The sequence below is a fragment of the Neorhizobium descurainiae genome (assembly GCF_051400715.1).
GTDB lineage: Bacteria > Pseudomonadota > Alphaproteobacteria > Rhizobiales > Rhizobiaceae > Neorhizobium.
The window spans coordinates 58019-78119 of record NZ_JBLFFK010000012.1; the positions used below are offsets into that span (position 1 = coordinate 58019).

Annotated in this window: 23 protein-coding genes and 1 pseudogene; 7 read left to right on the forward strand and 17 right to left on the reverse strand. The window is 65.3% G+C overall.

Going from position 1 to position 20101, the window contains the following annotated elements:
* Window positions 1-172 precede the first annotated feature (172 nt).
* Window positions 173-2404: a transglycosylase domain-containing protein gene (locus ACMGE0_RS19925; protein ID WP_436817622.1), complete on the forward strand. Its 2232-nt coding sequence runs from the start codon at window positions 173-175 to the stop codon at window positions 2402-2404.
* Between the two features lie 2 nt (window positions 2405-2406).
* Here the strand turns inward: ACMGE0_RS19925 and ACMGE0_RS19930 are convergent, their stop codons facing one another.
* Together ACMGE0_RS19930 and ACMGE0_RS19935 are read right to left on the reverse strand one after the other, a co-directional pair.
* Window positions 2407-2727, reverse strand: a complete 321-nt coding sequence (locus ACMGE0_RS19930; protein WP_436817623.1) for a HigA family addiction module antitoxin — start codon at window positions 2725-2727, stop codon at window positions 2407-2409.
* A pseudogene (locus tag ACMGE0_RS19935) lies at window positions 2699-2982 on the reverse strand (type II toxin-antitoxin system RelE/ParE family toxin). Before ACMGE0_RS19935 ends, ACMGE0_RS19930 begins: the two are co-directional and overlap by 29 nt.
* Window positions 2983-3107: 125 nt before the next feature.
* Between ACMGE0_RS19935 and ACMGE0_RS19940 the strand changes: the two are divergent.
* Together ACMGE0_RS19940 and ACMGE0_RS19945 are read left to right on the forward strand one after the other, a co-directional pair.
* Window positions 3108-3695, forward strand: coding sequence for a DUF1214 domain-containing protein (locus tag ACMGE0_RS19940; RefSeq protein ID WP_436817624.1), 588 nt, complete (start codon window positions 3108-3110; stop codon window positions 3693-3695).
* Complete coding sequence (locus ACMGE0_RS19945) at window positions 3688-4269, forward strand: DUF1254 domain-containing protein (protein WP_436817625.1); 582 nt, start codon at window positions 3688-3690, stop codon at window positions 4267-4269. Before ACMGE0_RS19940 ends, ACMGE0_RS19945 begins: the two co-directional genes overlap by 8 nt.
* A 25-nt stretch (window positions 4270-4294) precedes the next feature.
* On the opposite strand, the gene ACMGE0_RS19950 is transcribed toward ACMGE0_RS19945, so the two are convergent.
* Window positions 4295-4471: a hypothetical protein gene (locus ACMGE0_RS19950; RefSeq protein WP_436817626.1), complete on the reverse strand. Its 177-nt coding sequence runs from the start codon at window positions 4469-4471 to the stop codon at window positions 4295-4297.
* A gap of 696 nt (window positions 4472-5167) precedes the next feature.
* Between ACMGE0_RS19950 and ACMGE0_RS19955 the strand changes: the two genes are divergently transcribed.
* Complete coding sequence (locus ACMGE0_RS19955; protein WP_436817627.1) at window positions 5168-6205, forward strand: DUF2336 domain-containing protein; 1038 nt, start codon at window positions 5168-5170, stop codon at window positions 6203-6205.
* 9 nt (window positions 6206-6214) lie between these two features.
* On the opposite strand, the gene ACMGE0_RS19960 is transcribed toward ACMGE0_RS19955, so the two are convergent.
* From ACMGE0_RS19960 to ACMGE0_RS19970, 3 genes are all read right to left on the reverse strand, one after another.
* Entirely contained in the window at window positions 6215-6559 is a 345-nt protein-coding gene (locus ACMGE0_RS19960) for a DUF1491 family protein (protein ID WP_436817628.1), read from the reverse strand.
* A gap of 196 nt (window positions 6560-6755) precedes the next feature.
* Window positions 6756-7679 (reverse strand): peptidoglycan-binding domain-containing protein, encoded by a 924-nt coding sequence (locus ACMGE0_RS19965; RefSeq protein ID WP_436817629.1) that lies wholly within the window; start codon window positions 7677-7679, stop codon window positions 6756-6758.
* Window positions 7651-9186: a sensor histidine kinase gene (locus ACMGE0_RS19970; protein ID WP_436817630.1), complete on the reverse strand. Its 1536-nt coding sequence runs from the start codon at window positions 9184-9186 to the stop codon at window positions 7651-7653. Before ACMGE0_RS19970 ends, ACMGE0_RS19965 begins: the two co-directional genes overlap by 29 nt.
* A 466-nt stretch (window positions 9187-9652) precedes the next feature.
* Here ACMGE0_RS19970 and ACMGE0_RS19975 point away from each other — a divergent pair, with 466 nt between their 5' ends.
* Together ACMGE0_RS19975 and ACMGE0_RS19980 are read left to right on the forward strand one after the other, a co-directional pair.
* Window positions 9653-10078, forward strand: coding sequence for a DUF5330 domain-containing protein (locus ACMGE0_RS19975; RefSeq protein WP_436817760.1), 426 nt, complete (start codon window positions 9653-9655; stop codon window positions 10076-10078).
* Window positions 10079-10281: 203 nt separating this feature from the next.
* Window positions 10282-10701 (forward strand): SufE family protein, encoded by a 420-nt coding sequence (locus ACMGE0_RS19980; protein WP_436817631.1) that lies wholly within the window; start codon window positions 10282-10284, stop codon window positions 10699-10701.
* Window positions 10702-10704: 3 nt separating this feature from the next.
* Here ACMGE0_RS19980 and ACMGE0_RS19985 read toward each other — a convergent pair whose 3' ends face one another.
* The 3 genes from ACMGE0_RS19985 to ACMGE0_RS19995 form a co-directional block, all read right to left on the reverse strand.
* Window positions 10705-10983 (reverse strand): DUF4242 domain-containing protein, encoded by a 279-nt coding sequence (locus tag ACMGE0_RS19985; protein ID WP_436817632.1) that lies wholly within the window; start codon window positions 10981-10983, stop codon window positions 10705-10707.
* 269 nt (window positions 10984-11252) lie between these two features.
* The gene (locus ACMGE0_RS19990; protein WP_436817633.1) at window positions 11253-12059 is read right to left on the reverse strand and encodes a DUF6456 domain-containing protein; all 807 of its coding nucleotides are present in this window, start codon (window positions 12057-12059) and stop codon (window positions 11253-11255) included.
* Window positions 12060-12063: 4 nt separating this feature from the next.
* Window positions 12064-12486 (reverse strand): helix-turn-helix domain-containing protein, encoded by a 423-nt coding sequence (locus ACMGE0_RS19995; RefSeq protein ID WP_436817634.1) that lies wholly within the window; start codon window positions 12484-12486, stop codon window positions 12064-12066.
* A 54-nt stretch (window positions 12487-12540) separates the two neighbouring features.
* On the opposite strand from ACMGE0_RS19995, the gene ACMGE0_RS20000 reads away from it, so the two are divergent.
* A complete protein-coding gene (locus ACMGE0_RS20000; protein WP_436817635.1) occupies window positions 12541-12708 on the forward strand; it encodes a hypothetical protein in 168 nt (55 codons plus the stop codon).
* Window positions 12709-12801: 93 nt separating this feature from the next.
* Here ACMGE0_RS20000 and ACMGE0_RS20005 read toward each other — a convergent pair whose 3' ends face one another.
* The 8 genes from ACMGE0_RS20005 to ACMGE0_RS20040 all read right to left on the reverse strand — a co-directional run bounded on the left by ACMGE0_RS20005 (window position 12802) and on the right by ACMGE0_RS20040 (window position 20049).
* Window positions 12802-13233, reverse strand: a complete 432-nt coding sequence (locus ACMGE0_RS20005; protein ID WP_436817636.1) for a Ros/MucR family transcriptional regulator — start codon at window positions 13231-13233, stop codon at window positions 12802-12804.
* A gap of 434 nt (window positions 13234-13667) precedes the next feature.
* Entirely contained in the window at window positions 13668-14003 is a 336-nt protein-coding gene (mnhG, locus tag ACMGE0_RS20010; protein ID WP_436817637.1) for a monovalent cation/H(+) antiporter subunit G, read from the reverse strand.
* Entirely contained in the window at window positions 14000-14407 is a 408-nt protein-coding gene (locus ACMGE0_RS20015) for a cation:proton antiporter (protein ID WP_436817638.1), read from the reverse strand. Before ACMGE0_RS20015 ends, mnhG begins: the two co-directional genes overlap by 4 nt.
* Window positions 14404-14877 (reverse strand): Na+/H+ antiporter subunit E, encoded by a 474-nt coding sequence (locus ACMGE0_RS20020; protein ID WP_436817639.1) that lies wholly within the window; start codon window positions 14875-14877, stop codon window positions 14404-14406. Before ACMGE0_RS20020 ends, ACMGE0_RS20015 begins: the two co-directional genes overlap by 4 nt.
* Window positions 14874-16448, reverse strand: coding sequence for a Na+/H+ antiporter subunit D (locus ACMGE0_RS20025; RefSeq protein ID WP_436817640.1), 1575 nt, complete (start codon window positions 16446-16448; stop codon window positions 14874-14876). The genes ACMGE0_RS20020 and ACMGE0_RS20025 overlap by 4 nt, the downstream gene beginning before the upstream one ends.
* 208 nt (window positions 16449-16656) lie before the next feature.
* Window positions 16657-17034, reverse strand: coding sequence for a Na+/H+ antiporter subunit C (locus tag ACMGE0_RS20030; protein WP_436817641.1), 378 nt, complete (start codon window positions 17032-17034; stop codon window positions 16657-16659).
* The gene (locus ACMGE0_RS20035) at window positions 17034-17474 is read right to left on the reverse strand and encodes a Na+/H+ antiporter subunit B (RefSeq protein WP_436817642.1); all 441 of its coding nucleotides are present in this window, start codon (window positions 17472-17474) and stop codon (window positions 17034-17036) included. The genes ACMGE0_RS20030 and ACMGE0_RS20035 overlap by 1 nt, the downstream gene beginning before the upstream one ends.
* A gap of 238 nt (window positions 17475-17712) precedes the next feature.
* Window positions 17713-20049, reverse strand: a complete 2337-nt coding sequence (locus ACMGE0_RS20040; protein WP_436817643.1) for a putative monovalent cation/H+ antiporter subunit A — start codon at window positions 20047-20049, stop codon at window positions 17713-17715.
* Between the last annotated feature and the right edge of the window lie 52 nt (window positions 20050-20101).

The following is a 20101-nucleotide window of genomic DNA, read 5'->3' on the forward strand; positions in this document are numbered from 1 at the left end:
TTTGCGGCAACGTGGAACAAATGCCCGCACTGCCCTTTACCCTGTTGCGATTTGGCTATCGCGTATCAACCATTTGTCAGCTATTGCTGAATAACGGTGAGAGGCTCATGCTCTTGATCCCTGCGCGGGACGGCGTCAAGCACATCTCACAACGGGCGGGGGTTATTGCACTGTGCAGGACGAGCCAAAGTCATCCGAGGAGCTGCCTCCCGGGCGGCCGCGCAGGAAGCGCCACTTCCTGCTGCGCATCGATTCCTGGATCGACTCCACCGTCTGGAATCTCGGCTTCAAGCTCGGCGAAATGTGGGAAGAGATCACCATCTTCTCCCGCCGTTTCCGCGTCCGCGGCTGGAAGCGAGCCGTCTTCGAGGTTGCCGGCGAAGCCATGACGCTCGGCACGGCCGGCTTCGTGGCCCTTCTGGCGCTTGCCCTTCCCGCCTTCGAGGAAACCAAGGAAGACTGGAGAAACCGCGGCGACTTCGCCGTCACGCTCCTCGACCGATACGGCAACGTCATCGGCCATCGCGGCATCATCCACGAGGATTCCGTGCCGATCGACGAGCTGCCCGACCATCTGATCAAGGCCGTGCTGGCGACCGAGGACCGCCGCTTCTTCGACCATTACGGCATCGATTTCATCGGGCTCGCCCGCGCGATGACCGAGAACGCCAAGGCCGGCGGCGTCGTGCAAGGCGGCTCGACCATCACCCAGCAGCTCGCCAAGAACCTCTTCCTCACCAACGAACGGTCGATCGAGCGCAAGATCAAGGAAGCCTTCCTGGCGGTGTGGCTGGAGGCGAACCTTTCCAAGAAGGAAATCCTGTCGCTCTATCTCGACCGGGCCTATATGGGCGCCGGCACGTTCGGGGCGGCGGCCGCCGCGCAGTTCTATTTCGGCAAGAACATCACGGAAGTGAACCTCGCCGAGTCCGCCATGCTCGCCGGCCTTTTCAAGGCGCCGGCGAAATATGCCCCGCACGTGAACCTGCCGGCGGCGCGCGGCCGCGCCAACGAGGTCCTCTCCAACATCGTGCAGGGCGGGATGATGACCGAGGGCCAGGTGATCGCGGCGCGCCGCAACCCGGCCACCGTAGTCGACCGCGCGGACGTCAAGGCGCCCGACTATTTCCTCGACTGGGCCTTCGAGGAGGTGCAGCGGCTCGCCGCCGCCGGCAAGATCCGCGAACATTCCGTCGTCGTCCGCACCACGATCGACATGGGCCTGCAGCAGGCTGCGGACGCCGCGATGGAATCGAGCCTGCGCGAATACGGCGAGGCCTACAAGGTCAAGCAGGGCGCGCTCGTCATGATCGAGAACGGCGGGGCCGTACGCGCCATGGTCGGCGGCCGGGACTACGGCGAAAGCCAGTTCAACCGCGCCACCAGGGCGCTGCGCCAGCCGGGCTCCTCGTTCAAGCTCTATACCTATTCCGCCGCCATGGAGAACGGCTTCACGCCGGAATCGGTCATCTCGGATGCGCCGATCACCTGGCGCGGCTGGTCGCCGCAGAATTACGGCCGCTCCTACAAGGGCAAGGTGACGCTGCTTTCGGCCATGGCGCAGTCGCTCAACACCGTGCCGGTGCGGCTCGCCAAGGACTATCTCGGCACCGAGATGATCGCCGCGACCGCCAAGGCGATGGGCATCGAGACGCCGCTCAGGACCGACAAGACCATTCCGCTCGGCACGTCCGAAGTGACCGTGCTCGACCAGGCGACGGGTTATGCGGTCATGCCGGCGGGCGGCATGCAGTCGCGCCGCCACGGCATCGAACAGGTGCTGGGCTACGGCGGCGAGGTGCTCTACGATTTCAACCGCGACGAGCCGCCGGCCAAGCGCGTTCTCTCCGAGCAGGCGATGTCGTCGATGAACCGCATCCTGACGCAGATCCCGGTGATCGGCACCGCCCGCCGGGCGGCACTCGACGGCGGCATCGTCACGGGCGGCAAGACCGGCACCTCGCAGAGCTATCGCGACGCCTGGTTCATCGGGTTTACCGGCAATTACACGACCGCCGTCTGGTTCGGCAACGACGACTTCACGCCGATGAAGGACATGACGGGCGGCGCGCTGCCGGCCATGACCTTCAAGACCGTGATGGACTACGCCCATCAGGGCATCGAACTGAAACCCATCCCCGGCATCAAGGATCCGCTGCCGACCGGCGACCACAAGGGAACCGCCGTGGCGAAGAAGGAAGGCGAACCCGTCCTGCCGGCGCTCGTGCGGCCGCGCTCGCTTTCGGCCGAATCCACCCGCGTCCTGAAACAGATCGCCGAAAGCTTCAAGAATGCCGGCCCGCTCGCCCCCGCCGGCACGAAGGTGGCCGACGCCGGCGAAAACGGGCCGGCCCAACCACCCGCCATCACCGCAACGACAGCGAATGTGGAATTGCGGCGGTAGTGTCAGGCGGCGCGCGGGCGGATACGACCGAGTTCCTCGCCGAGTTCACGGCGCCTCCGCATCAGATCGAAATCGGCCTGAAGCCCCAGAAAGAAACCTTCCGACATGCCGAAATAGCGGGCCAGCCTGAGATCGGTATCGGCCGTGATTGCACGCTTGCCCAGCACGATCTCGTTGATGCGCCGCGGCGGCACGCCGATGGCACGCGCCAGGCCGTTCTGGCTGAGCGCCATCGGATTGAGGAAATCCTCAAGAAGGATTTCTCCGGGATGGGGGTTGTGCAGCCATTCGGTATCAGCCGTGGTAGTCGACGATTTCGACATGGGCAGGCCCTCCTTCGGTCCAGACAAAACAAATACGCCATTGATCGTTGATGCGGATGGAAAACTGCCCTGATCGATCACCTTTTAAAGCTTCAAGACGGTTTCCCGGGGGAATCCGCAAATCCGACAGTTCACGAGCCTGGTTGAGCAAACGCAGTTTTCTGAGCGCTATCGATTGAATGTCCGACGGCAATCTGCGGCTTCTCAAGCCGACCAAATCCGCTCTGTTTCACGATCCGCGAAATCTGTGATCATGTAAATTCATAACGTAACGCGTTATAGTTTGCAATGGGAGTAGTTTCCTGCTCTCCGCCCATTCCCCCCTGCGGGAATCAATGCTAACCCTCTGACACAGCTATCCCGAGGGCTCAAGCAAACCCGTGTTCCGTGTTCCCTTCCTCATCGCGATCGCGCTTGCCATCGCCTTCGGCGGCGGGATCTGGTCCACACTCGTGGCGCTCGATGCGACCGTCGGGTTCGGCGCCATCAGGCTCGGCGCCTGGGAAGCCTTCCCGGAAGCGCAGACGGCGAAAGCCGATCCTTACGCGAGATCGCACCGGGCGAATGCCGGCAAGCTGCTCTATGCGAGCGCCGAGGGCCTCGTCTTCACCGCCGCCGTCGACGAAACAGGCGCGCGGCTTACGGGAAACTGCTCCTACCGCCTGACGGGCCACACGCCGCCGGCGCGCTTCTGGACGCTGTTCGCCGCCGCCCCCGGCGCCGCGCCGCCTTCGGCGCAATCCGACCTGCCCAGGGCGCTCAATTCCCGCATGGTCCTGCGCAATGAAGACGGCGGCTTCGACATCGCCATTTCCGCGACCGCCAGGCCCGGCAACTGGCTCGCCGTGCCGGAAGCCGGCGTGTTCCGGCTGACGCTGACGCTCTTCGATACGCCGACGGCCGGCAGTTCCGGCCTCATCGATCTTTCCATGCCGCGCATCGAGAGAACCGGGTGCGGGAATGCCTAGAATTTTCGCGCTGCAGGTCCTTTTCGCCGTCGTCACAGGCCTCATCGGCGCAGCGCTGCTGCATCTCGTCATCGTGCTGCTGCTGCCGGATTTCAGCGAGCGGGACGCCTATACGCGGGTGCTGGCGGAGGGCGAGATCCACCGCTTCTACCGCCTCGGCGAAAAGCCGGACCGGGCGGGGCTTTCCAAGGACGACCCCTTCGTGGACGCAGCGGTCTGCGCCTTCGACGTCTCCGAAGGGCCGGTGCGGCTCACCGCACCCAATGGCGGCGTGCCCTTCTGGTCGCTTGCCGTCTACGACCAGTCCTCCAACGAGGTCTTCAGCATCAACGACCGCACCTCGGCCGGCGGCATGCCGGACGTGGTGATCGCCACGCCGGTGCAGCTCACGACGCTGCGGAAGGCGCAGCCTCAGGCGCTCTCCCAGTCCATCCTCGTGGAGACGACGCAGGCGGAGGGATATATGGTGCTGAGAAGCCTCACGCCGCAGCCGAGTTTTGCGGATATCGCATCGCAATTCCTGTCGCAGGCGACCTGCACACCGTTCGAATGGCGTACCAGAAGCCGGTTCTGACGGGGAATAAAGTTCGATGAAGCGTTCAGTCGGCGCGGACGGCGTGGTTTTCGGCCTTGCGGTCCCCCCGGTCGTCGAAACGTTCGTAACGCACCCCCGTGAACAGCAGAAGCCGGCCGGCGTCTTCCTTTTCGCCGATCCTGATCTGAGGCCGGCGCGCATGCTCGGCTCTCCATCTGTTCAACACTACGATCTCTGCCATGCTCGTCTCCGTTTTCAGGAATTCGAGACGGATGAAGACGGACCGATCTCACCCTGCCCTCTTTGCGAGGGCCGGCGCTTCCCGAAGGCTAGCTCCGGGCATCCGCGCCTTTCTCGTCTGAGCGCCTCCGAAAAAGCGCAGCGACATTTCGGCATTGACGGCCGGCTCTGCCGAACCGGCCGGAGATGAAAGGATGGGCCCCCAAGGCCGAGCCTGGAACCAGGCCGGCCAGGAAACGCAGGGGGCCCTCCGGAACCCGAATCCGGCAATAACGCGCCGGTACTTCGCAAATTCAGCCAGAGCAGCGTTAACAATGAATAAATGCTAATATAGCATTTGCCACCGATGCATGTCTGGCACCCGCATCGAAACGCACAAGCGGGTCATTCGGTTCACTTCCGAAGGCGATGCCGGCGGAGGAAAACCCGCTCCCGGACCGGCACACCGGAACTCCAAGAAAATGACAGGCGTATCAAAACGATCCGTTTTCACCGACCGTTAACCCTCAGAGGGTTAGCATCCGGTTAAACCAGGGCGCCCCTTCCGGCAGATGTTTTCACAGCTGCGTGAGCGGCCGCGCCGGAGGGAGAGTTTTCCCAGGCAAGGTACGATGACAGCCATCAGGCGAGCCTTGCGGGCGGACCTGAGCGCTTCGCGGCACCACCGGATTTGTATTGCGTCGATGTGAGTTTGCCCGTGACGAACGAGTTTCGAGACCTTGAAAGGCCCCAGGCCATGCGCAAGAAGGATGTGGTGCTGATGGCCACCGTGACGAGCTTCGAAAGTCTGCCGCATCCGTCGCGGTCGGAGCTTCGACAGTTCGCGGAACTTTTCGCGCCGCTCTTCTCCGCCTCCTCGGAGAAGGCCCGCCGGGATGCCGTCGCGGCGCTGTCGCAATGCAGGAACGTGCCGCCCGCCGTCGCCTTCTTCATCGCCAGCCAGCCGATCGCGATCGCCGCGCCCTTCCTCAGCTCCTCGACATGCCTCAGCGACGATGCGCTGATCGCCATCGCCCGCACGCAGGGCGAAGCGCATGCCCGCGCCATCGTTCTGCGCGAGGCGCTGTCGCCGACCGTGATCGACGCGCTTGTCGGGTTGCGCCACGACCGCACCAAGCGTAGCGGTTCGGCAGCCGGCGCGGAAGGCTCCGCACCGGACCAGCCGGCGGCGGAGATGACGGAGGAAGAAGAACGGCTGGCGCGCGAGGAGGACCTTCGCCGGCGCCTCCGGGCGCTTGCCGGCCATATCGACCGGCCGGCCGGGGACCGGCTGGGCTTGCGCAACCTCTCGCCGATCCAGGAGGCGCTGCTCGTGCGGTTCGCCCGCCACCGCGAGGCCGGCCTGTTCGCAACGGTGCTCGCCGACGCGCTCTCGGCCAGCCATTGGCTCTCCGAACGGATCATGCTCGATATTTCCGGCCAGCAGCTCGCCACGACGCTGAAAGGCCTCGCCATGGGCGCGGAGGACGCCGTCTTCATCCTGCAGCGGCTCTACGATCATCTCGGCACCTCCGAGGACGGCGCAACACGGGCCGAAGCGCTCTGGAACTCGCTCGACGAGAGCGAATGCGGCAAGCGCGTCGAGGCCTGGCGCCGGGCCGACCGCTATACCTATGCCGAGCCGCAGCCCCGATCGGCCGCCTCCGGGGACCGCGCGGCCGACGGATACGAGGCCATGCCGCGGCTGATCCGCACGACCGCGAGCGTGCGCCGGCCGCTGCGCCGGGCACGCTGACCAGGCGCGCTAGAAGGACGGTTTGACGATCTCGAAGAGGCCGTCGACGTCGTCGGTCTCCAGTTCCACCAGCCAGAGATCCGGATCGAAGCGCAGCTCGCGGGCAAGCATGTCGCGGACGGCATCGGCTTCCGCCTTTTCCGCCCGCGCCTCGAACTTGCGCTGGCCGTCGTCCTCGCCGAAGAAGTTCTGCGGGGCCGGCGCATAAAGCGTTTCCAGCCCGTCGCGAAAACGCTGGCGGATGAAGATCGCGCCGGCCTCTTCCGCCCCCTTCTTCTCCACGGCGGCAAAGCCCCCGAGCCCGAAGACGCGGCGGATCAGGGCGGAGACGAAGATATCGGATTTCAGGCGCATGGCCTGTCTTACGGCGGTTCGGCGAGAAGGGCAAATGCTGGTGATGTCGGAGGATTGGATTGCCCTCACTCCAACAATTGCCCCTCACCCTAACCTTTCCCCGCGTGCGGGGAGAAGGTGGCGGCAGGCGGATGAGGGGCAGTTCAGGCAACTGCGCTTTCCGGGAGAAGAAAGCGGTGGCAACTCCACAAGGAAACTAGAGCGCGCCGATCGATTTAAGCTTCTTCAGCACCATTTCGTTCGGCTCGCCGGTTTCCGGCAGGCGGTAGTGCTTCTCGAACCGGCGGATCGCCGCCTTGGTCTGCGCGCCGGCAACCCCGTCCACTTCCACATCCGCATAGGCGATGTTCGACAGGCCGCGCTGGATCTGCAGCACGAGATCGGTCGAGGGGGAAGACGCGGCCGGCTTCTGGGCGACGGGCGTAATGGGCCGGCGGGGATTCGATCCCGTATTCGGGTTGGGAATATCGGCGGGCGGGCGCATGGCAGGGGCCCGCTCGGACGCGCGGATCGCCGCCGCCACCGGGTCTTCGCCGCGTGCCGCGACGTTTTCCGCCGGACGGCCCGCGGAAACCGCCTTCGGCGACGGGGACGACGCCGGGCGGGCGGGCCTTACAGGTGCGGCCCTGGCCGTCTCGACAGGCGCAGGCTTCGGCGCCGCGGATGCGGGCTCGGATACCGCCTGCCGGACCGGCTCCTGCGGACGCGGCGCGGGCGTCACCACGGGGACGGCAGCCGGGACCGGGCCGGATACGGGAGCCGAGGCAGGCTCCTCGGCCGGAGACCGGACAATTTGCGCCGGCGCATCCGGATCGGCGCGCTCGATGCGGAAGGTCGTCACGTCTTCGGGGGCGACGCGCCGTACCGGACGGTAGCCGGCGATCGCATTCGGATCATGGGCATCGCGGGTGGCGAGGAAGGGGGCCGGGTGGCCGCCCGGCTGATACCAGAGCGCATTGGCGGCGACGAAGGAGAAGACCACGCCGAAGGCCGCGACGCCGAGCACCGGCTTCGGATGGCGCGCGGCGGCGCGTCCCGCCGCAGCCAAGAGGCGAAACGGAAGGCCCGGCCCCTTGGCCGGCTTTCTCCTGTCAGGCGATTTTCGCTTCCGCGCGGGCATCGGTAAAATCCTGTTCGTCCGTCATGGCCGTCTGCCGGGCCTTCATCAGCCGCGGCGGGAACTCGATCCTTTCCTCCCGGGTCTCCTCCCGCCTGCCCGCAATGCCCGAGCCGTCGGCGGGAAGCGAAACGGTCACCACCGTTCCTTCGCCCGGACGGCTGGCGATCGAGAAGCGACCGCCATGCAGCGCCACGAGGCCCTTGACCAGAGAGAGGCCGAGACCGGTCCCTTCGTAACTGCGCGTATAGGCATTTTCAACCTGCATGAAAGGCTGGCCGATGAATTCCAGCTTCTCGGGTGCGATGCCGATGCCGGTATCGCTCACCGAAATCACCACATTGTCGCCGGAGAGGACCGCGTCGATCGAGACGACGCCGCCCGCCCCCGTGAACTTGATGGCATTGCCGGCGAGATTGATGAGGATCTGCTGCAGGGCGCGGCGGTCGGCGACGATCTCGCCCAGGCCCCGCGAAGCGCGGCTCGTCAGCGTGATGCCCTTCTCGCGCGCCGAAAGATCCAGCATGGCGCGGCAGGCCTCCATGGCTTCGGCGACCGCGAAGGGTTCGGCGATGAGTTCGTAGCGGCCGGCCTCGATCTTCGACATGTCGAGCATCGTGTTGACGACGGAGAGCAGGTGGCCGCCCGACTGGCGGATCAGCCCGACATATTCGCGCTGGCGGTCGTTCTCCAGCCTGCCGAAATATTCGCCGGCCAGCACGTCCGAAAAGCCGAGAATGGCGTTGAGCGGCGTGCGCAGCTCGTGGCTGACGGCGGCGAGGAAGCGCGATTTCGCCTCGTGGGCGGACCGGGCCTCGGCCACGTGGGCGGCGGCTTCCGAGCGGAGCCGCTCCTCCTCCGACATGTCGCGCGCCTGGGCGAAGACCGAGACGAGATCTCCCTCCCCGTCGCGGATCGCGGTCATGTCGAGCCGGACCGGCAGAAACTGGCGGCCGGCGGCGGAGAAAGGCCGCTCGATGCGGATGTCGACGACGCCGCTCGCAGCACCCCGGCGCAACGCGTCGAACGCCTGGACGAAGCCGATCCGGTCCGACACATGGACGATCTCGGCCAGCGGATAGCCGGCGGCATCGCGCAGGTTTGCGGGAAAGGCATCGCGGTCGCGGCCGCCGGTCTTCACCACCTGGCCCTGCGGGTCGAGGACGAGCGAGAGGCCGGGGCAGGCGTCGAAGGCGAGATCCTCCGGCTGCGTACCGCCGACGGAGGGGACGGCATGGCGCGGCAGGGCGAAGACGGCCGCGACGAGCAGAAGGAAGAAGGAGAGCACCAGGGCGGCGCCGACCGGCAGCGCCAGAGCCGGCGTGAGGATCAGCGTCAGGCCGGCCGGCGCGGCGACCAGCGCCGTCAGGCAGGCCAAAGCCAGCCGGCGGAAGAGCACGACCTCGCCGGCGCAGGCCGCCTCGCCTTCGCCAAGGCGGGTGAGCCAGCGGGTTGCGGTCTCGTCGACCAGCAGGACCGCCCTTCCGGCAATGTTACTCAATACGCGCACGCTATACCCTGAGACTCGTTTTGTTCGGGGCGACAATAGGCCTCCCCGACTTAAGGAAAGGATAAAACATGGGGCGCCGGAGCCCCTTGCGGAAGCCCGAAATCCGGCTTTGGCACACCGGACCCGAGCCTTCTCCGCTTTTGGTTAACGGGGCGTAAGCGACGGATTTACCTCGGTTTTTACTCAGACGTTAACCTTTGTGGCAAAAGCCTGAGCGACAAATGCAAGGATTCAGGGCGCCCGCCGCAATTATGCTTAACATCGGCCGCTAAACTTCGATGCAAATGCGAGGGAAAGGGCCTGGCGGAGACAGGTATTTCGCATTTTAGATAAATTTGCCGAAAAACCGAACGGCTGCGTCAAAGCGATGTTTGCTTCCAGCCGGTACAACCCGTGTTCAAGACCGGCACAGACCCGGCCGCCTGCGGCAGGAAGAGAGCTGTGGGAAAAACAGGTGGACAGGACGATGTGGTTTCTCATCAAGGGAACATTCTGGTTCGCAGCCGTGCTGGTGGTGCTTTCCTATTTCAGCAACCGGCCGGCGACCGAGCCCCAGAGCGCCTCGGCGCTCGAGGTCGGCGATGCTTTCGCCGCCGCGACCGAGGCCTATCAATATGTGAGCGCCATCTGCGCCGAAAAGCCGGATGTCTGCGTAAAGGGGGCCGAGACCTTCTCGGCGCTCGGCGTGAGAGCCAAGGAAGGCGCCCGCGTCGCATTCGAGCTGCTCGACAAGCAATTCGGCAACGGGCAGCCGGACGGCAAGGAAGCCGCGCTGGTTGCCGATCCGGACCCGACGCCCTTCCCCGCAAAGCCGGCCGAGACGGCCGCCGTTCCCGCCGACGCGATCTCCACCGGCACGGTGCCGGTGCCGCAGAAGCGTCCGGCACACTGATTTCATCCCGGCACGACCACCTGCCGATACCGAGTTTCAAAGCTTGCGCCGGGCCCTGATTGCCACGGTCCCGGCGCCGGACCTGCCTGCCCTGCAATTCAGCATCCTGCTGACGCCGTGAGGAATGAATTCCTCACGGCGTATTTTTTTCTTTCATCCCGCATTACAATGCCTATATGGAGCCCAGACAGACCGGAGCGCCCATGGCCAGCCTCGAGCAGATCATCGACGATTTCGCCTTCCTCGACGAGTGGGAGGACCGCTATCGCTATGTCATCGAGCTCGGCAAGGAACTGCCCGACCTTCCCGACGAGAAGAAGACCTCGGAGAACAAGGTGCAGGGCTGCGCGAGCCAGGTCTGGCTGGTCAGCCATATCGACGGCGGCGCCGACCCGGTGATGACCTTCGAGGGCGATTCGGACGCCCATATCGTGCGCGGGCTGGTCGCCATCGTGCTCGCCGTCTATTCCGGCAAGCGGGCCTCCGAGATAGCAGCGACCGATGCGATCGAGATCTTCGACCGCATCGGCCTCGTCGAGCACCTTTCCTCGCAGCGCGCCAACGGGCTTCGCTCGATGGTCAAGCGCATCCGCCAAGAAGCACGGATGAAGCAGGCGGCGTGAGCATTATTTTTCGGTCGCGGTCCAGGGGCCGATGACCGCGGAAACCTCGGTGATGCTGTTGACGGGAAAGCCGCCGCGCTCCGCGTGGCGCCGGATGTCGTCGGCGCTCGGCGCTTCGTGGATGCAATAGAACTTGTCCCCGGCCACGTAGCTGGTGATCCACTTATAGGGGACCCCGAGCCCCGCAACGGTATCGTTCGACTTTGCCGATATGGCGCAAAGATCGTCCTTCATGAGTTTGTCCGCGCCCGGAATATCGCGCTCGATGATATAGGTCGGCATGGTTCCTCCATCCTCTCTTGCAAGCAATGATTTGGCGCCCAGAGAGAACTTGGTGCCCGGACACGGATGGTCAACCCGTCCGGAGCCGATCTATCCCAACGCCACCCCTCCCGGCCTGCCGGCCACCCTCCCCACAAGGGGGAGGGAGATATGCCGCCCTCTCATCGCGAGAACCATAGTTTCGCAGCGGATGATAGGGAGCGAGGCATCGCCGCTTGTTTCCCTCCCCCTTGTGGGGAGGGTGGCCGGCAGGCCGGGAGGGGCAAAGGTCAAAGCGCCGGGCGGTAATCCTCCGCCCCCCAACGATGGCTCCGGCGGCGGGAGGGGGATCGCGGCGGGGCGTAGTGGCGGGCGAGCGCCAGAAGGGCTGCGCGCAGCATGAGCTTGGCCGACCGCGCCGGCCACTGGCGTTCCCGCTCCACCGTCTCCAATCCCTTCGAGAAGTAGCAGACATCCACCGCGACGCCGGAAAGCTCCGGCCCCATGGCATCCATGGCCCGCGAAAAACGGTTGCGGGCGGCGATCGCGCTGTCGGCGATCTCGGCCTGGCCGCCGGCCTGGCCTTTCGCGCGGCTGGAGAGCCTCGGCTCCCAGGAGGCGGTGACGCGCGGCTGCAACTGACCGCGGGTGAAATCGGCCAGCAGCCGCTCTCCCGCCTCGACCGCCTCGTCCGGCAGGAAGGCCCTGCCGTCGCGGTCCTTCAGGCGCGCGACGGCGCCGAGCGGCGATTCCTGCAGGTTTCGGCGGACCGGCTGGCGGACGCCCTCCACGTCGACCGTCGCCGCGACCACCTCGCCATGCTGTTCGGCGAAAGCCTCCTCGCCCGTCACCAGCGCCCGGCGCAGGAAGGCGGAGGCCTCGGCGCTTGCGGCGATCCGCCCCTCGGAAAGATGCACCAGCCCCAGCGAGCGGGCCTCGGCAATGACGGCCTGCGGATAAAGCCGCTCTTCCGACCCAGTCAGCCTCGCCTCGCCGCCCGCCGCTCCCTGATGGATGGCGCAGTCGCCGCGGGCAAGCTGGCGGATCAGCCGCAGAAGCTGCTTCCTGAGCAACGGGTTGGATTTCCTCTCAGTCATAGCCTCAATCATGAGCCGCCACCTCCGAGACGCCGAAGACGGCGGTGACGATGCGCTCGACGGCCGCGACGAAATCGTCGAAGGCCGGATCGTCGCGGCGATCCTCCACCACATGGCAGGCATGGCTGACCGTGGTGCGGTCGCGCCCGAAGGCATCCCCGATGTCGCTCATCGAAACGCGGAGCGACACGTGGCAGACATACATGGCGATCTGCCGCACATGGCAGGCCTGGCGCCGGCGGTCGCGGCGCAGCATCACCCGGTCGCCGAAAAGCGGGATGAGTTCCGCCACCATCTGCCGGACGACGCGGCAGACGGACCGAAGCGGCAGGCTTGCGGGAAGCCGCGGCGGAGGGGCGAACGCATCGGCCGCGATCAATGCGGCAACCGGCGTCGGGGATGGCTCGGAATGTTTCTCCAAAGGCATGACAACTCCTCAATGAATAGGAATTAATTCATACACCTTAGAGCAAGAACGGGGATGCAAGAAACCGAATGCCTGCAACCTATTGCTGAAATCATTGATATTTTTGACAAGCAGCGGAAAGATAATGGGATTTTTTTCCTCTCCCCATCCCCGCAGCAGCGATCCCCAAAACGGAAAAACCGGGCGCTGGACGGCCCGGTTCTTATCCGCATTCCCATTTGAGTGAAAACCTCAACCGCCCGTCGCCTGCGCGATCGGTCCTCATCGGTCGGGTTTCAAATCCTCCTCGCGACCGTTCGGGGTCTGCGCCCCGGCTCAGGCCTTGCCGCGCTTGCGGCGCTGTCCGAGACCCATTTCCTTGGCGAGCCTGGAACGGGCTTCCGCGTAAGCGGGCGCCACCATCGGATAATCCGCCGGCAGACCCCACTTCTCGCGGTATTCTTCCGGCGTCATGTTGTAATGGGTCATGAGATGCCGCTTGAGCGACTTGAACTTCTGGCCGTCCTCAAGGCAGATCAGATAGTCGTCCTCGATCGACTTCTTGATCGGAACCGGCGGCTTCGGCTTTTCGACGGCCGCCGCGACCGGGGCCGGCGAAGAGGTGCTGCTCAGCGCCGTATGCACGTCCGCGATCAGGTGCGAAAGATCGCTGACGGGGACCACGTGATTGCTCACATAGGCAGCCACGATATCCGCAGTCAGTTCCACCAGCAGATCCTGGCCTTTGCCCAATGCGATGTCTGTCATTTCCTGTCTCCTGTTCAAACAATAGAGCAGGCCCGCGACCTCCGCGCACCTGTCCGTTCGTAGAGTTTCCCGGAGAAAAACCCTCTGGTTCCACACCGTCTTGCGACCGAAGCCTACCCCTAAGCTTCATGCGGAAGAAAAGCGGTTTCCACCGGACATTGCCTTCGATTGAACATGCCTCGCAATCGGCCTTGCATTCTTCTTCCCTATGGAAGAACTTATCGAATTGACGAGGGGGCGTTTAATCCAGAACAACATCTGCACTCTACTTACAATGAAGTAGCACCGCTTCGCTGAATGTCAAAGTGCGAAATTTGATACATATCGACCATTCTGCCCGCTATAGCGGACCAAAATCAATTCTACTGATGAATAGATGGGAATTTTTTCAATCATGACAGGGTTATAACTCGTTTCTGACAGATTATATTCGTTTATTCACGCTCTTTCATTTCATCGCGAATGGATTGCGCGCTCAGTGGATAACCCACCTTGTGCGCCGCCATGGCGAGCAGATGGGCCGAAACCGGCGCCGTCAGCACGAAGAAAAAGAAGCCGGCAAGCGCCCGCGCGAACGTGGGCAGATCGCCCGCATGCAGGCCGACCGCGAGCAGCAGGAGGCCGGAACCGACCGTGCCGGCCTTGGAGGCCGCATGCATGCGGGTATAGACGTCCGGCAGGCGGTTGAGGCCGATCGCCGCCACGAGCGCGAAACCGGCCCCGGCCAGGATCAAGAAAGCGGTGAGGATGGCGACGAGCGTCTCGGTCATTTTCTTGCCTTTCGCCGGACGGCCGGCCCGGCGCTGCCCGTCCGCCTGGTCCTCGGCTTGCGGCGCTGCGCGGGGACGGCCGCAAGAGGCGCCGCCGTCCCGCTTTCCTTCGGCGCCCCGCCGCCCGTGCCGCGCGACAGGACGAAGCGGGCGAAGGCAACGGTCGCGAGAAAACCGACAAGGCCGAGCGAGATGGCGATGTCGATATAGAGGGTGAAGCCGGTGCGGATGGCGATGAGCGCGATGAAGCCGATGACGATGCCGGTGAGCATGTCGAGCGCCACCACCCGGTCGGGAAGCGTCGGGCCCTTCACGACCCGCCAGACCGTCAGCAGGAAGGCGACGGCGAGCACCGCGAAGGCCAGCCAGACGGCATAGGAAAGGATCGCGTCGGCGGCCGTCATCGGAAAGCCTCCATGATCTTCCTCTCGAAACCGTTCGCGATATCCCGCTTCGTCGCCTCGATATCGGAGCAGTCGATCGCATGCACGAAAAGCGTCTTGCGATCCTCGGAGACATCCACCGACAGCGTGCCGGGCGTCAGCGTGATGAGATTGGCAAGCAGGGTGATCTCGAAATCCCGGTCGACCGTCAGCGGAAAGGCGAAGATGCCGGGCTTCAGGTCCATGCGCGGGCTCACGACCAGCACCGCCACCTTCCAGGCCGACAGCGCCAGTTCCCTCAAGAACAGGGCGAGCAGCGAGAGGATGCGGCCGAGCCGCCGCCAATGGCCGCGGGCGCCCACCTCGCCGCGGACGACCCACAGCGAAAGCGTCGACAGCGCGAAGCCGAAGATCAGGTTGTGCAGCGTCGCGCTGCCGGTGATGGCGACCCAGATGAAGGCGAAGACCAGCGACAGCAGAAAAGTGATCATCTGACGGCACCCCGCTCCATCGTCGCCTCGGGGAAGACGGATCCCACATAGGCCGCCGGATCGGCAAGGCCGGCCGCGGCGCGCTGGGCGAGATCGAGCAGCGGCTCGGGCAGCAGGCCGAAGAGAATGACGAGCGCCGTCAGGCAGGCAAGCGGCAGGGAAATCCGCCAGTCGCCGGCGACGGCTTCGACGGCAGGTTCCGGCCTCGGCCGCCAGTAGGCGAAGAGAAAGACGCGGGCGAGCGCCAGCGTGATCAGGAAGGCGGAGACGAGGATGGCGGCGGCCAGCCACCAGGCGCCGATATCGAGCGAGGCCTTCAGGAGCGCCACCTTGGGCCAGAGGCCGGAGAGCGGCGGCAGGCCGGCGGCGGCGAGGAAGAGCAGGAAGGAGACGCCCGAAAACCAGGGCGACTGCCGCCAGAGCCCGCCGAGGCCCGAAAGCGACCAGGCGCCGCCGAGCCGGGCCGCCTCGCCCGCCAGGAGATAGAGCGCGGTCATCGTCACCACGGAATGGAGCGCATAGAGAATGGCGCCGCTGACGGCCGCCGGCGTGCCGATCGCCACGCCTGCCATCATGTTGCCGATGCCGGCGATGACGAGATAGCCGACGAGCCGCCGGACATCGCTCTGCGCGAGCGCGCCGAGCGCGCCGACGACCATGGTCAGCGCCGCCGCGACGGCGATCGCCAGGCTCAGTTCCTCGCGCTCGACCGGGAAGAGCATGACGGTGACCCTGACGAGCGAATAGATGCCGATCTTGGTCAAGAGGCCGCCGAACAGCGCCGACACCACCACGCGCGGCGTGTGATAGGAGGCGGGCAGCCAGAAATTCACCGGGAAGGCGGCCGCCTTCATGGCGAAGGCCAGGATGAAAAGCGCCGTCAGCGTGGTGAGCGGAGCGGTGTCGCGCAGGGCGGCCGCCTTCACGGCGATGTCGGCCATGTTGAGCGTGCCGAAGATCGCATAGAGATAGCCGATCGCGATCAGGAAGAGCGTCGTGCCGATCAGGTTGAGGATCGCGTATTTCAGCGCGCCGTCGATCTGCTCGGGTTCGGAGCCGAGGATCAGGAGGCCGAAGGAGGAGATCAGCAGCACCTCGAACCAGACGTAGAGATTGAAGATGTCGCCGGTGAGGAACGCGCCGGAGACGCCGGCCATCAGCAGCATGAGGAAGGGGAAGAAGCCGTAGCGGCGACCGCCCGCATCGATGTCGTGGAGCGCGAAGATGCCGCCCGCGAGCGCCACCACCGCCGAGGCGAGCGCCATGACCGCGCCGAAGAGATCGGCGGTGAACGCGATGCCGAAAGGCGGCAGCCAGCGGCCCATCACCATGGTCACCGGGCCATGGGCGGAGACGCGCCAGAGGAGTGCCGCATTCAGCAGAACGAGCAGGATAAGGCCGGTAATCGCGATCGCGCCGTGCAGGCGGACGGATTTGCGGACCATCATCAGGACCGCACCGAACCCGATCATCAGCGCGACGGGGGCTACCGCCAGCCAGTCGGCAAGCGCCGTCGGCGCGAGGACGAGGGCTGCGGAGAGATCGATGGGGACGGTGGCGGGCGTGGCCATCAGTGGAGGTCTCCTGCCGGTTTGCGGCCAAGAAACCCCTCCCGGTTCGCTGCGCTCACCACCCTCCCCACAAGGGGGAGGGTTACCGATGCCGCACCGCCCCTGCCAATTCCGAAACGGAAAAGCGAGGCAGTGAAGCCCCTCCCCCTTGTGGGGAGGGGTTGGGGAGGGGTCTTTGGGACAAACATCGGAAGTACGCTCATCGCCCTCAATACCCCATGGGCGGGGGCTGCTCATCCCGCGGTTCGGCAAGGCGCATCTCGTCCGTATCGTCGGTGCCGAGCTCCTGATAGGCCCGGTAGGTCAGCACCAGGAGAAATGCGAAGAAGGAAAACGAGATGACGATCGCCGTCAGGATGAGGGCCTGCGGCAGGGGATTGGCGGCGCCCGCGGCAAGCGCGTCCGTGCCGTTCGGGATGATCGGCGGCACTTCGCGCGTCAGCCGGCCGGCCGTGAAAAGCGTGAGGTTCACGCCATTGCCGAGCAGCACGATGCCCAAGAGGATCCGCACCGTATGCTTCGAGAGCATGAGATAGACGGCGGCGGCGAAGAAGAGGCCGATCAGGATGGCGAAAAGCGTCTCCATCAATCCTCCTCCCCGCCGAGTTCGGGGCCCGGTTCCTGTTCGAGAGCGAGCGCGATCGAGGTGATGGCGCCGACCACGACCAGATAGACGCCGACATCGAAGGACATGACGGTCGAAAGCGGCACCTCGACCTCGAAGATCACCGGATAGACCCAGAGCCCCGTCATGAAGGGCACGCCGAAGAAAATCGAGAGGAGGCCGGAGAGGGTCGCGAGCAGCAGCCCGGCGCCGGCGATCGCCATCGGGTGGAAGCGGATCGCGCGGCGCACGGCGCTGACCCCGAAGGCGATGCCGTAGATCGCCAGCGCGGACACCGCGATCAGCCCGCCGATGAAGCCGCCGCCCGGCTCGTTATGGCCGCGCAACAGCACGAAGACCGAAAAGAGCAGCATCAGGGCCGTCAGAGAGGGCGCCACCGTGCGCAGAATGAGGGTGTTCATGGGCGGACACCTTCCATCGCGTGCAAGACCGCCGCGGTTGAGCAAGATCGCCCCCCTCTGGCCTGCCGGCCATCTCCCCCACAGGTGGGGAGATCACAAGCGGCATGACCTTCCCGCCAAATTGACCGTGTGCCCGTTGAAAACGCTCGTTGTTCGGGGAAGCCGGCACGTCTAGCCGATCTCCCCCCTTGTGGGGGAGATGCCCGGCAGGGCAGAGGGGGGTGTGGGGCGCAGTTCATCACTTCACGTCCCCCTTCCGCCCCGCCCGCACCCGGATCAGCGCCAGAACCGCAAGCCCGGTGATCATCACCACGGCGATCTCACCCAACGTATCCGTGCCGCGGAAATCGACGATGATGACGTTCACCACATTGGCGCCGTGGGCGACGACCTTGGAATAGGCGTTGAAGAAATCCGTCAGCAGGGTGTCGAACGGCGCTTCGACCGACTTCAGCAGCAGGAGCGTGAAGCCGAGCCCGCAGGCGGCGGCGATCGTGGCGTCGGCGAACAGCTGGCCGGCAGGCCGGTGATCCGTGGGCGAAAGCCTGAGCCGCGTCATCACCAGCGCCAGGATGACGACCGACAGCGTCTCGACCATGAACTGCGTGAAGGAAAGGTCCGGCGCGCCGAAGAGCAGGAAGAGCACCGCCACGGCAAAGCCCTGGATGCCGAGCGAGACGATCGCCGTCAGCCGGTCGCGGGCGCGCAACACGGCGACGATGCCGATCAGGGCGATCAGGAAGAAGGCGGCCTCCTGCACCAGAATGTCGTCCGGCCAGGCAGGCATGCCCGGCAGTTCCCCGAAGACGACCGGCGGAACGAGGAGCGTCAGCGCCAGGAGGATGAAGGCGACGGTGATATAGATCTCCAGCCGCCCCGGCTGGATGAAGCGGGTGACGGCGACGGAGAACCGCACCAGGTCCGAGACGAAATGGTCGAAGCCGCGGTCCGGTCCGGGGCCGAGATTTTCCAGCACGCGGACCATCAGCGCCCGGGCGCCGTCAAGCCGCCAGTAGACGAGCGCGCCGAATAGGACGGTAACCGCCGAGAGCAGAAGCGGCATCCCGAGATGGGGTACCGTGGTGATATAGATCGTCACGGCATCGTCCATGACGGCGCTCGCCATCGGCGAGGAGACGTATCGATGGGCGATGCCGGAGAAGAGCGCGCCCAGCAGGCCGAGCGCGGCGAGGACGGCCGGACCGAGCCATAAGGTCACAGGTCCCTCATGGGCGTGCTTCGGCGTCTCCAGGCGGGCGCCGGCGAAGGGTTTCAGCGCCACGGCGAAGGCGATCGCGAACATCAGTGCGTTGCCGGCAACCGCGAGAATCGTGAAGAAGACCGCCCTCGGATTGCCGGCCCAGAGCGCCGCATAGATTTCCTCCTTGGCGAGGAAACCGAAGAAGAGCGGCAGGCCGCCCATCGAAAGCGCCGCAAGCAGGGCCGCGCCGAACGTGACCGGCATGGCGGCGCGCAGGCCTCCGAGCCGGGTCACGTCGCGGGTGCCCGCCTCGTGGTCCACCGTGCCGGCGACCATGAAGAGCGCGCCCTTGAAGAGCGAATGGGCGACGAGATAGAGCACCGCCGCCTCCACCGCATGGGCCGAGCCGAAACCGGTCAACATGGTGAGAAGCCCGAGCGAGGCCATGGTCGTATAGGCCAGCATCAGCTTCAGGTCCGTCTGGCGGACGGCGAGCAAGGTGCCTGATATCAGGGTGATGCCGCCGAAGAAGGGGAGCAGGATTTCCCAGGCGGGCGTCGCGCCCATGACCGGGTTCAGCCGCATCAGGAGATAGACGCCGGCCTTCACCATGGTCGCGGAATGCAGGTAGGCGGAGACGGGCGTCGGCGCCTCCATGGCGTTCGGCAGCCAGAAATGGAAGGGAAACTGCGCCGATTTCGTGAAGGCCCCGCCGAGCACGAGCAGCAATGCCGCGAGATAGAAGGGGCTTTCGCGCAAGCCGCCTTCCAGGTTGACGAGCAGGGAAAGCTGGGTGACGCCGGTCATGTTCCAGATAAAGACGAGGCCGGCGAGAAGGCAGAGGCCTCCCGCGCCCGTCACCACCAGCGCCTGCAGCGCCGCGCGCCTGGCCGCCTCCCGTTCATGATCGAAGCCGATCAGCAGGAAGGAGGTGATCGAGGTGAGCTCCCAATAGACGAAGAGCATCAGGAAACTGTCGGAGACGATGAGGCCGAGCATCGCTCCCATGAAGAGAAGCATGAAGGCGAGAAACCTGCCCTGATCCGGATGGCCCTTCATATAACCGCCGGAATAGACGACGATCAGCGTGCCGATGCCGGTGATCAAAAGCGCGAAGGTGAGCGACAGGCCGTCGAGGAACCAGGAGAAGGAGAGGTTGAAGCTCGGCGCCCAGGCGTAACCGCCCGTCACCGCCTCGCCCGCGGCGATCTCGGGAAGGAAGCCGCAGAAATGCAGGAAGGCTGCGAGCGGCGCGAGCGCCAGCAGCCAGGCGGCATTGTGCTTGAGCCGGCGGGTGAGGAAAGGAGCAAGGACGGCACCGAGAAAGGGCAGGAAGAGCGCGATGAACGTCAATGCCGGCGCATCGGCAGCCATGTCGCCTCCCCGTTTGAGATTTTGCATGCTCCGCCCGACCGTTCGGAGGGAA

What these genes read in the sequence shown, in the direction of transcription:
- ACMGE0_RS20035 (WP_436817642.1), bottom strand. Translation starts at nt 17,474, where the DNA reads ATGAACACCCTCATTCTGCGCACGGTGGCGCCCTCTCTGACGGCCCTG.
- ACMGE0_RS19965 (WP_436817629.1), bottom strand. Translation starts at nt 7,679, where the DNA reads ATGCCCGCGCGGAAGCGAAAATCGCCTGACAGGAGAAAGCCGGCCAAG.
- ACMGE0_RS19945 (WP_436817625.1), top strand. Translation starts at nt 3,688, where the DNA reads ATGCCTAGAATTTTCGCGCTGCAGGTCCTTTTCGCCGTCGTCACAGGC.
- ACMGE0_RS20005 (WP_436817636.1), bottom strand. Translation starts at nt 13,233, where the DNA reads ATGACAGACATCGCATTGGGCAAAGGCCAGGATCTGCTGGTGGAACTG.
- mnhG (WP_436817637.1), bottom strand. Translation starts at nt 14,003, where the DNA reads ATGACCGAGACGCTCGTCGCCATCCTCACCGCTTTCTTGATCCTGGCC.
- ACMGE0_RS19980 (WP_436817631.1), top strand. Translation starts at nt 10,282, where the DNA reads ATGGCCAGCCTCGAGCAGATCATCGACGATTTCGCCTTCCTCGACGAG.
- ACMGE0_RS19975 (WP_436817760.1), top strand. Translation starts at nt 9,653, where the DNA reads ATGTGGTTTCTCATCAAGGGAACATTCTGGTTCGCAGCCGTGCTGGTG.
- ACMGE0_RS20040 (WP_436817643.1), bottom strand. Translation starts at nt 20,049, where the DNA reads ATGGCTGCCGATGCGCCGGCATTGACGTTCATCGCGCTCTTCCTGCCC.
- ACMGE0_RS20025 (WP_436817640.1), bottom strand. Translation starts at nt 16,448, where the DNA reads ATGGCCACGCCCGCCACCGTCCCCATCGATCTCTCCGCAGCCCTCGTC.
- ACMGE0_RS19950 (WP_436817626.1), bottom strand. Translation starts at nt 4,471, where the DNA reads ATGGCAGAGATCGTAGTGTTGAACAGATGGAGAGCCGAGCATGCGCGC.
- ACMGE0_RS20000 (WP_436817635.1), top strand. Translation starts at nt 12,541, where the DNA reads ATGCAAGAAACCGAATGCCTGCAACCTATTGCTGAAATCATTGATATT.
- ACMGE0_RS19985 (WP_436817632.1), bottom strand. Translation starts at nt 10,983, where the DNA reads ATGCCGACCTATATCATCGAGCGCGATATTCCGGGCGCGGACAAACTC.
- ACMGE0_RS19930 (WP_436817623.1), bottom strand. Translation starts at nt 2,727, where the DNA reads ATGTCGAAATCGTCGACTACCACGGCTGATACCGAATGGCTGCACAAC.
- ACMGE0_RS20020 (WP_436817639.1), bottom strand. Translation starts at nt 14,877, where the DNA reads ATGATCACTTTTCTGCTGTCGCTGGTCTTCGCCTTCATCTGGGTCGCC.
- ACMGE0_RS20030 (WP_436817641.1), bottom strand. Translation starts at nt 17,034, where the DNA reads ATGGAGACGCTTTTCGCCATCCTGATCGGCCTCTTCTTCGCCGCCGCC.
- ACMGE0_RS19995 (WP_436817634.1), bottom strand. Translation starts at nt 12,486, where the DNA reads ATGCCTTTGGAGAAACATTCCGAGCCATCCCCGACGCCGGTTGCCGCA.
- ACMGE0_RS19960 (WP_436817628.1), bottom strand. Translation starts at nt 6,559, where the DNA reads ATGCGCCTGAAATCCGATATCTTCGTCTCCGCCCTGATCCGCCGCGTC.
- ACMGE0_RS20015 (WP_436817638.1), bottom strand. Translation starts at nt 14,407, where the DNA reads ATGACGGCCGCCGACGCGATCCTTTCCTATGCCGTCTGGCTGGCCTTC.
- ACMGE0_RS19990 (WP_436817633.1), bottom strand. Translation starts at nt 12,059, where the DNA reads ATGACTGAGAGGAAATCCAACCCGTTGCTCAGGAAGCAGCTTCTGCGG.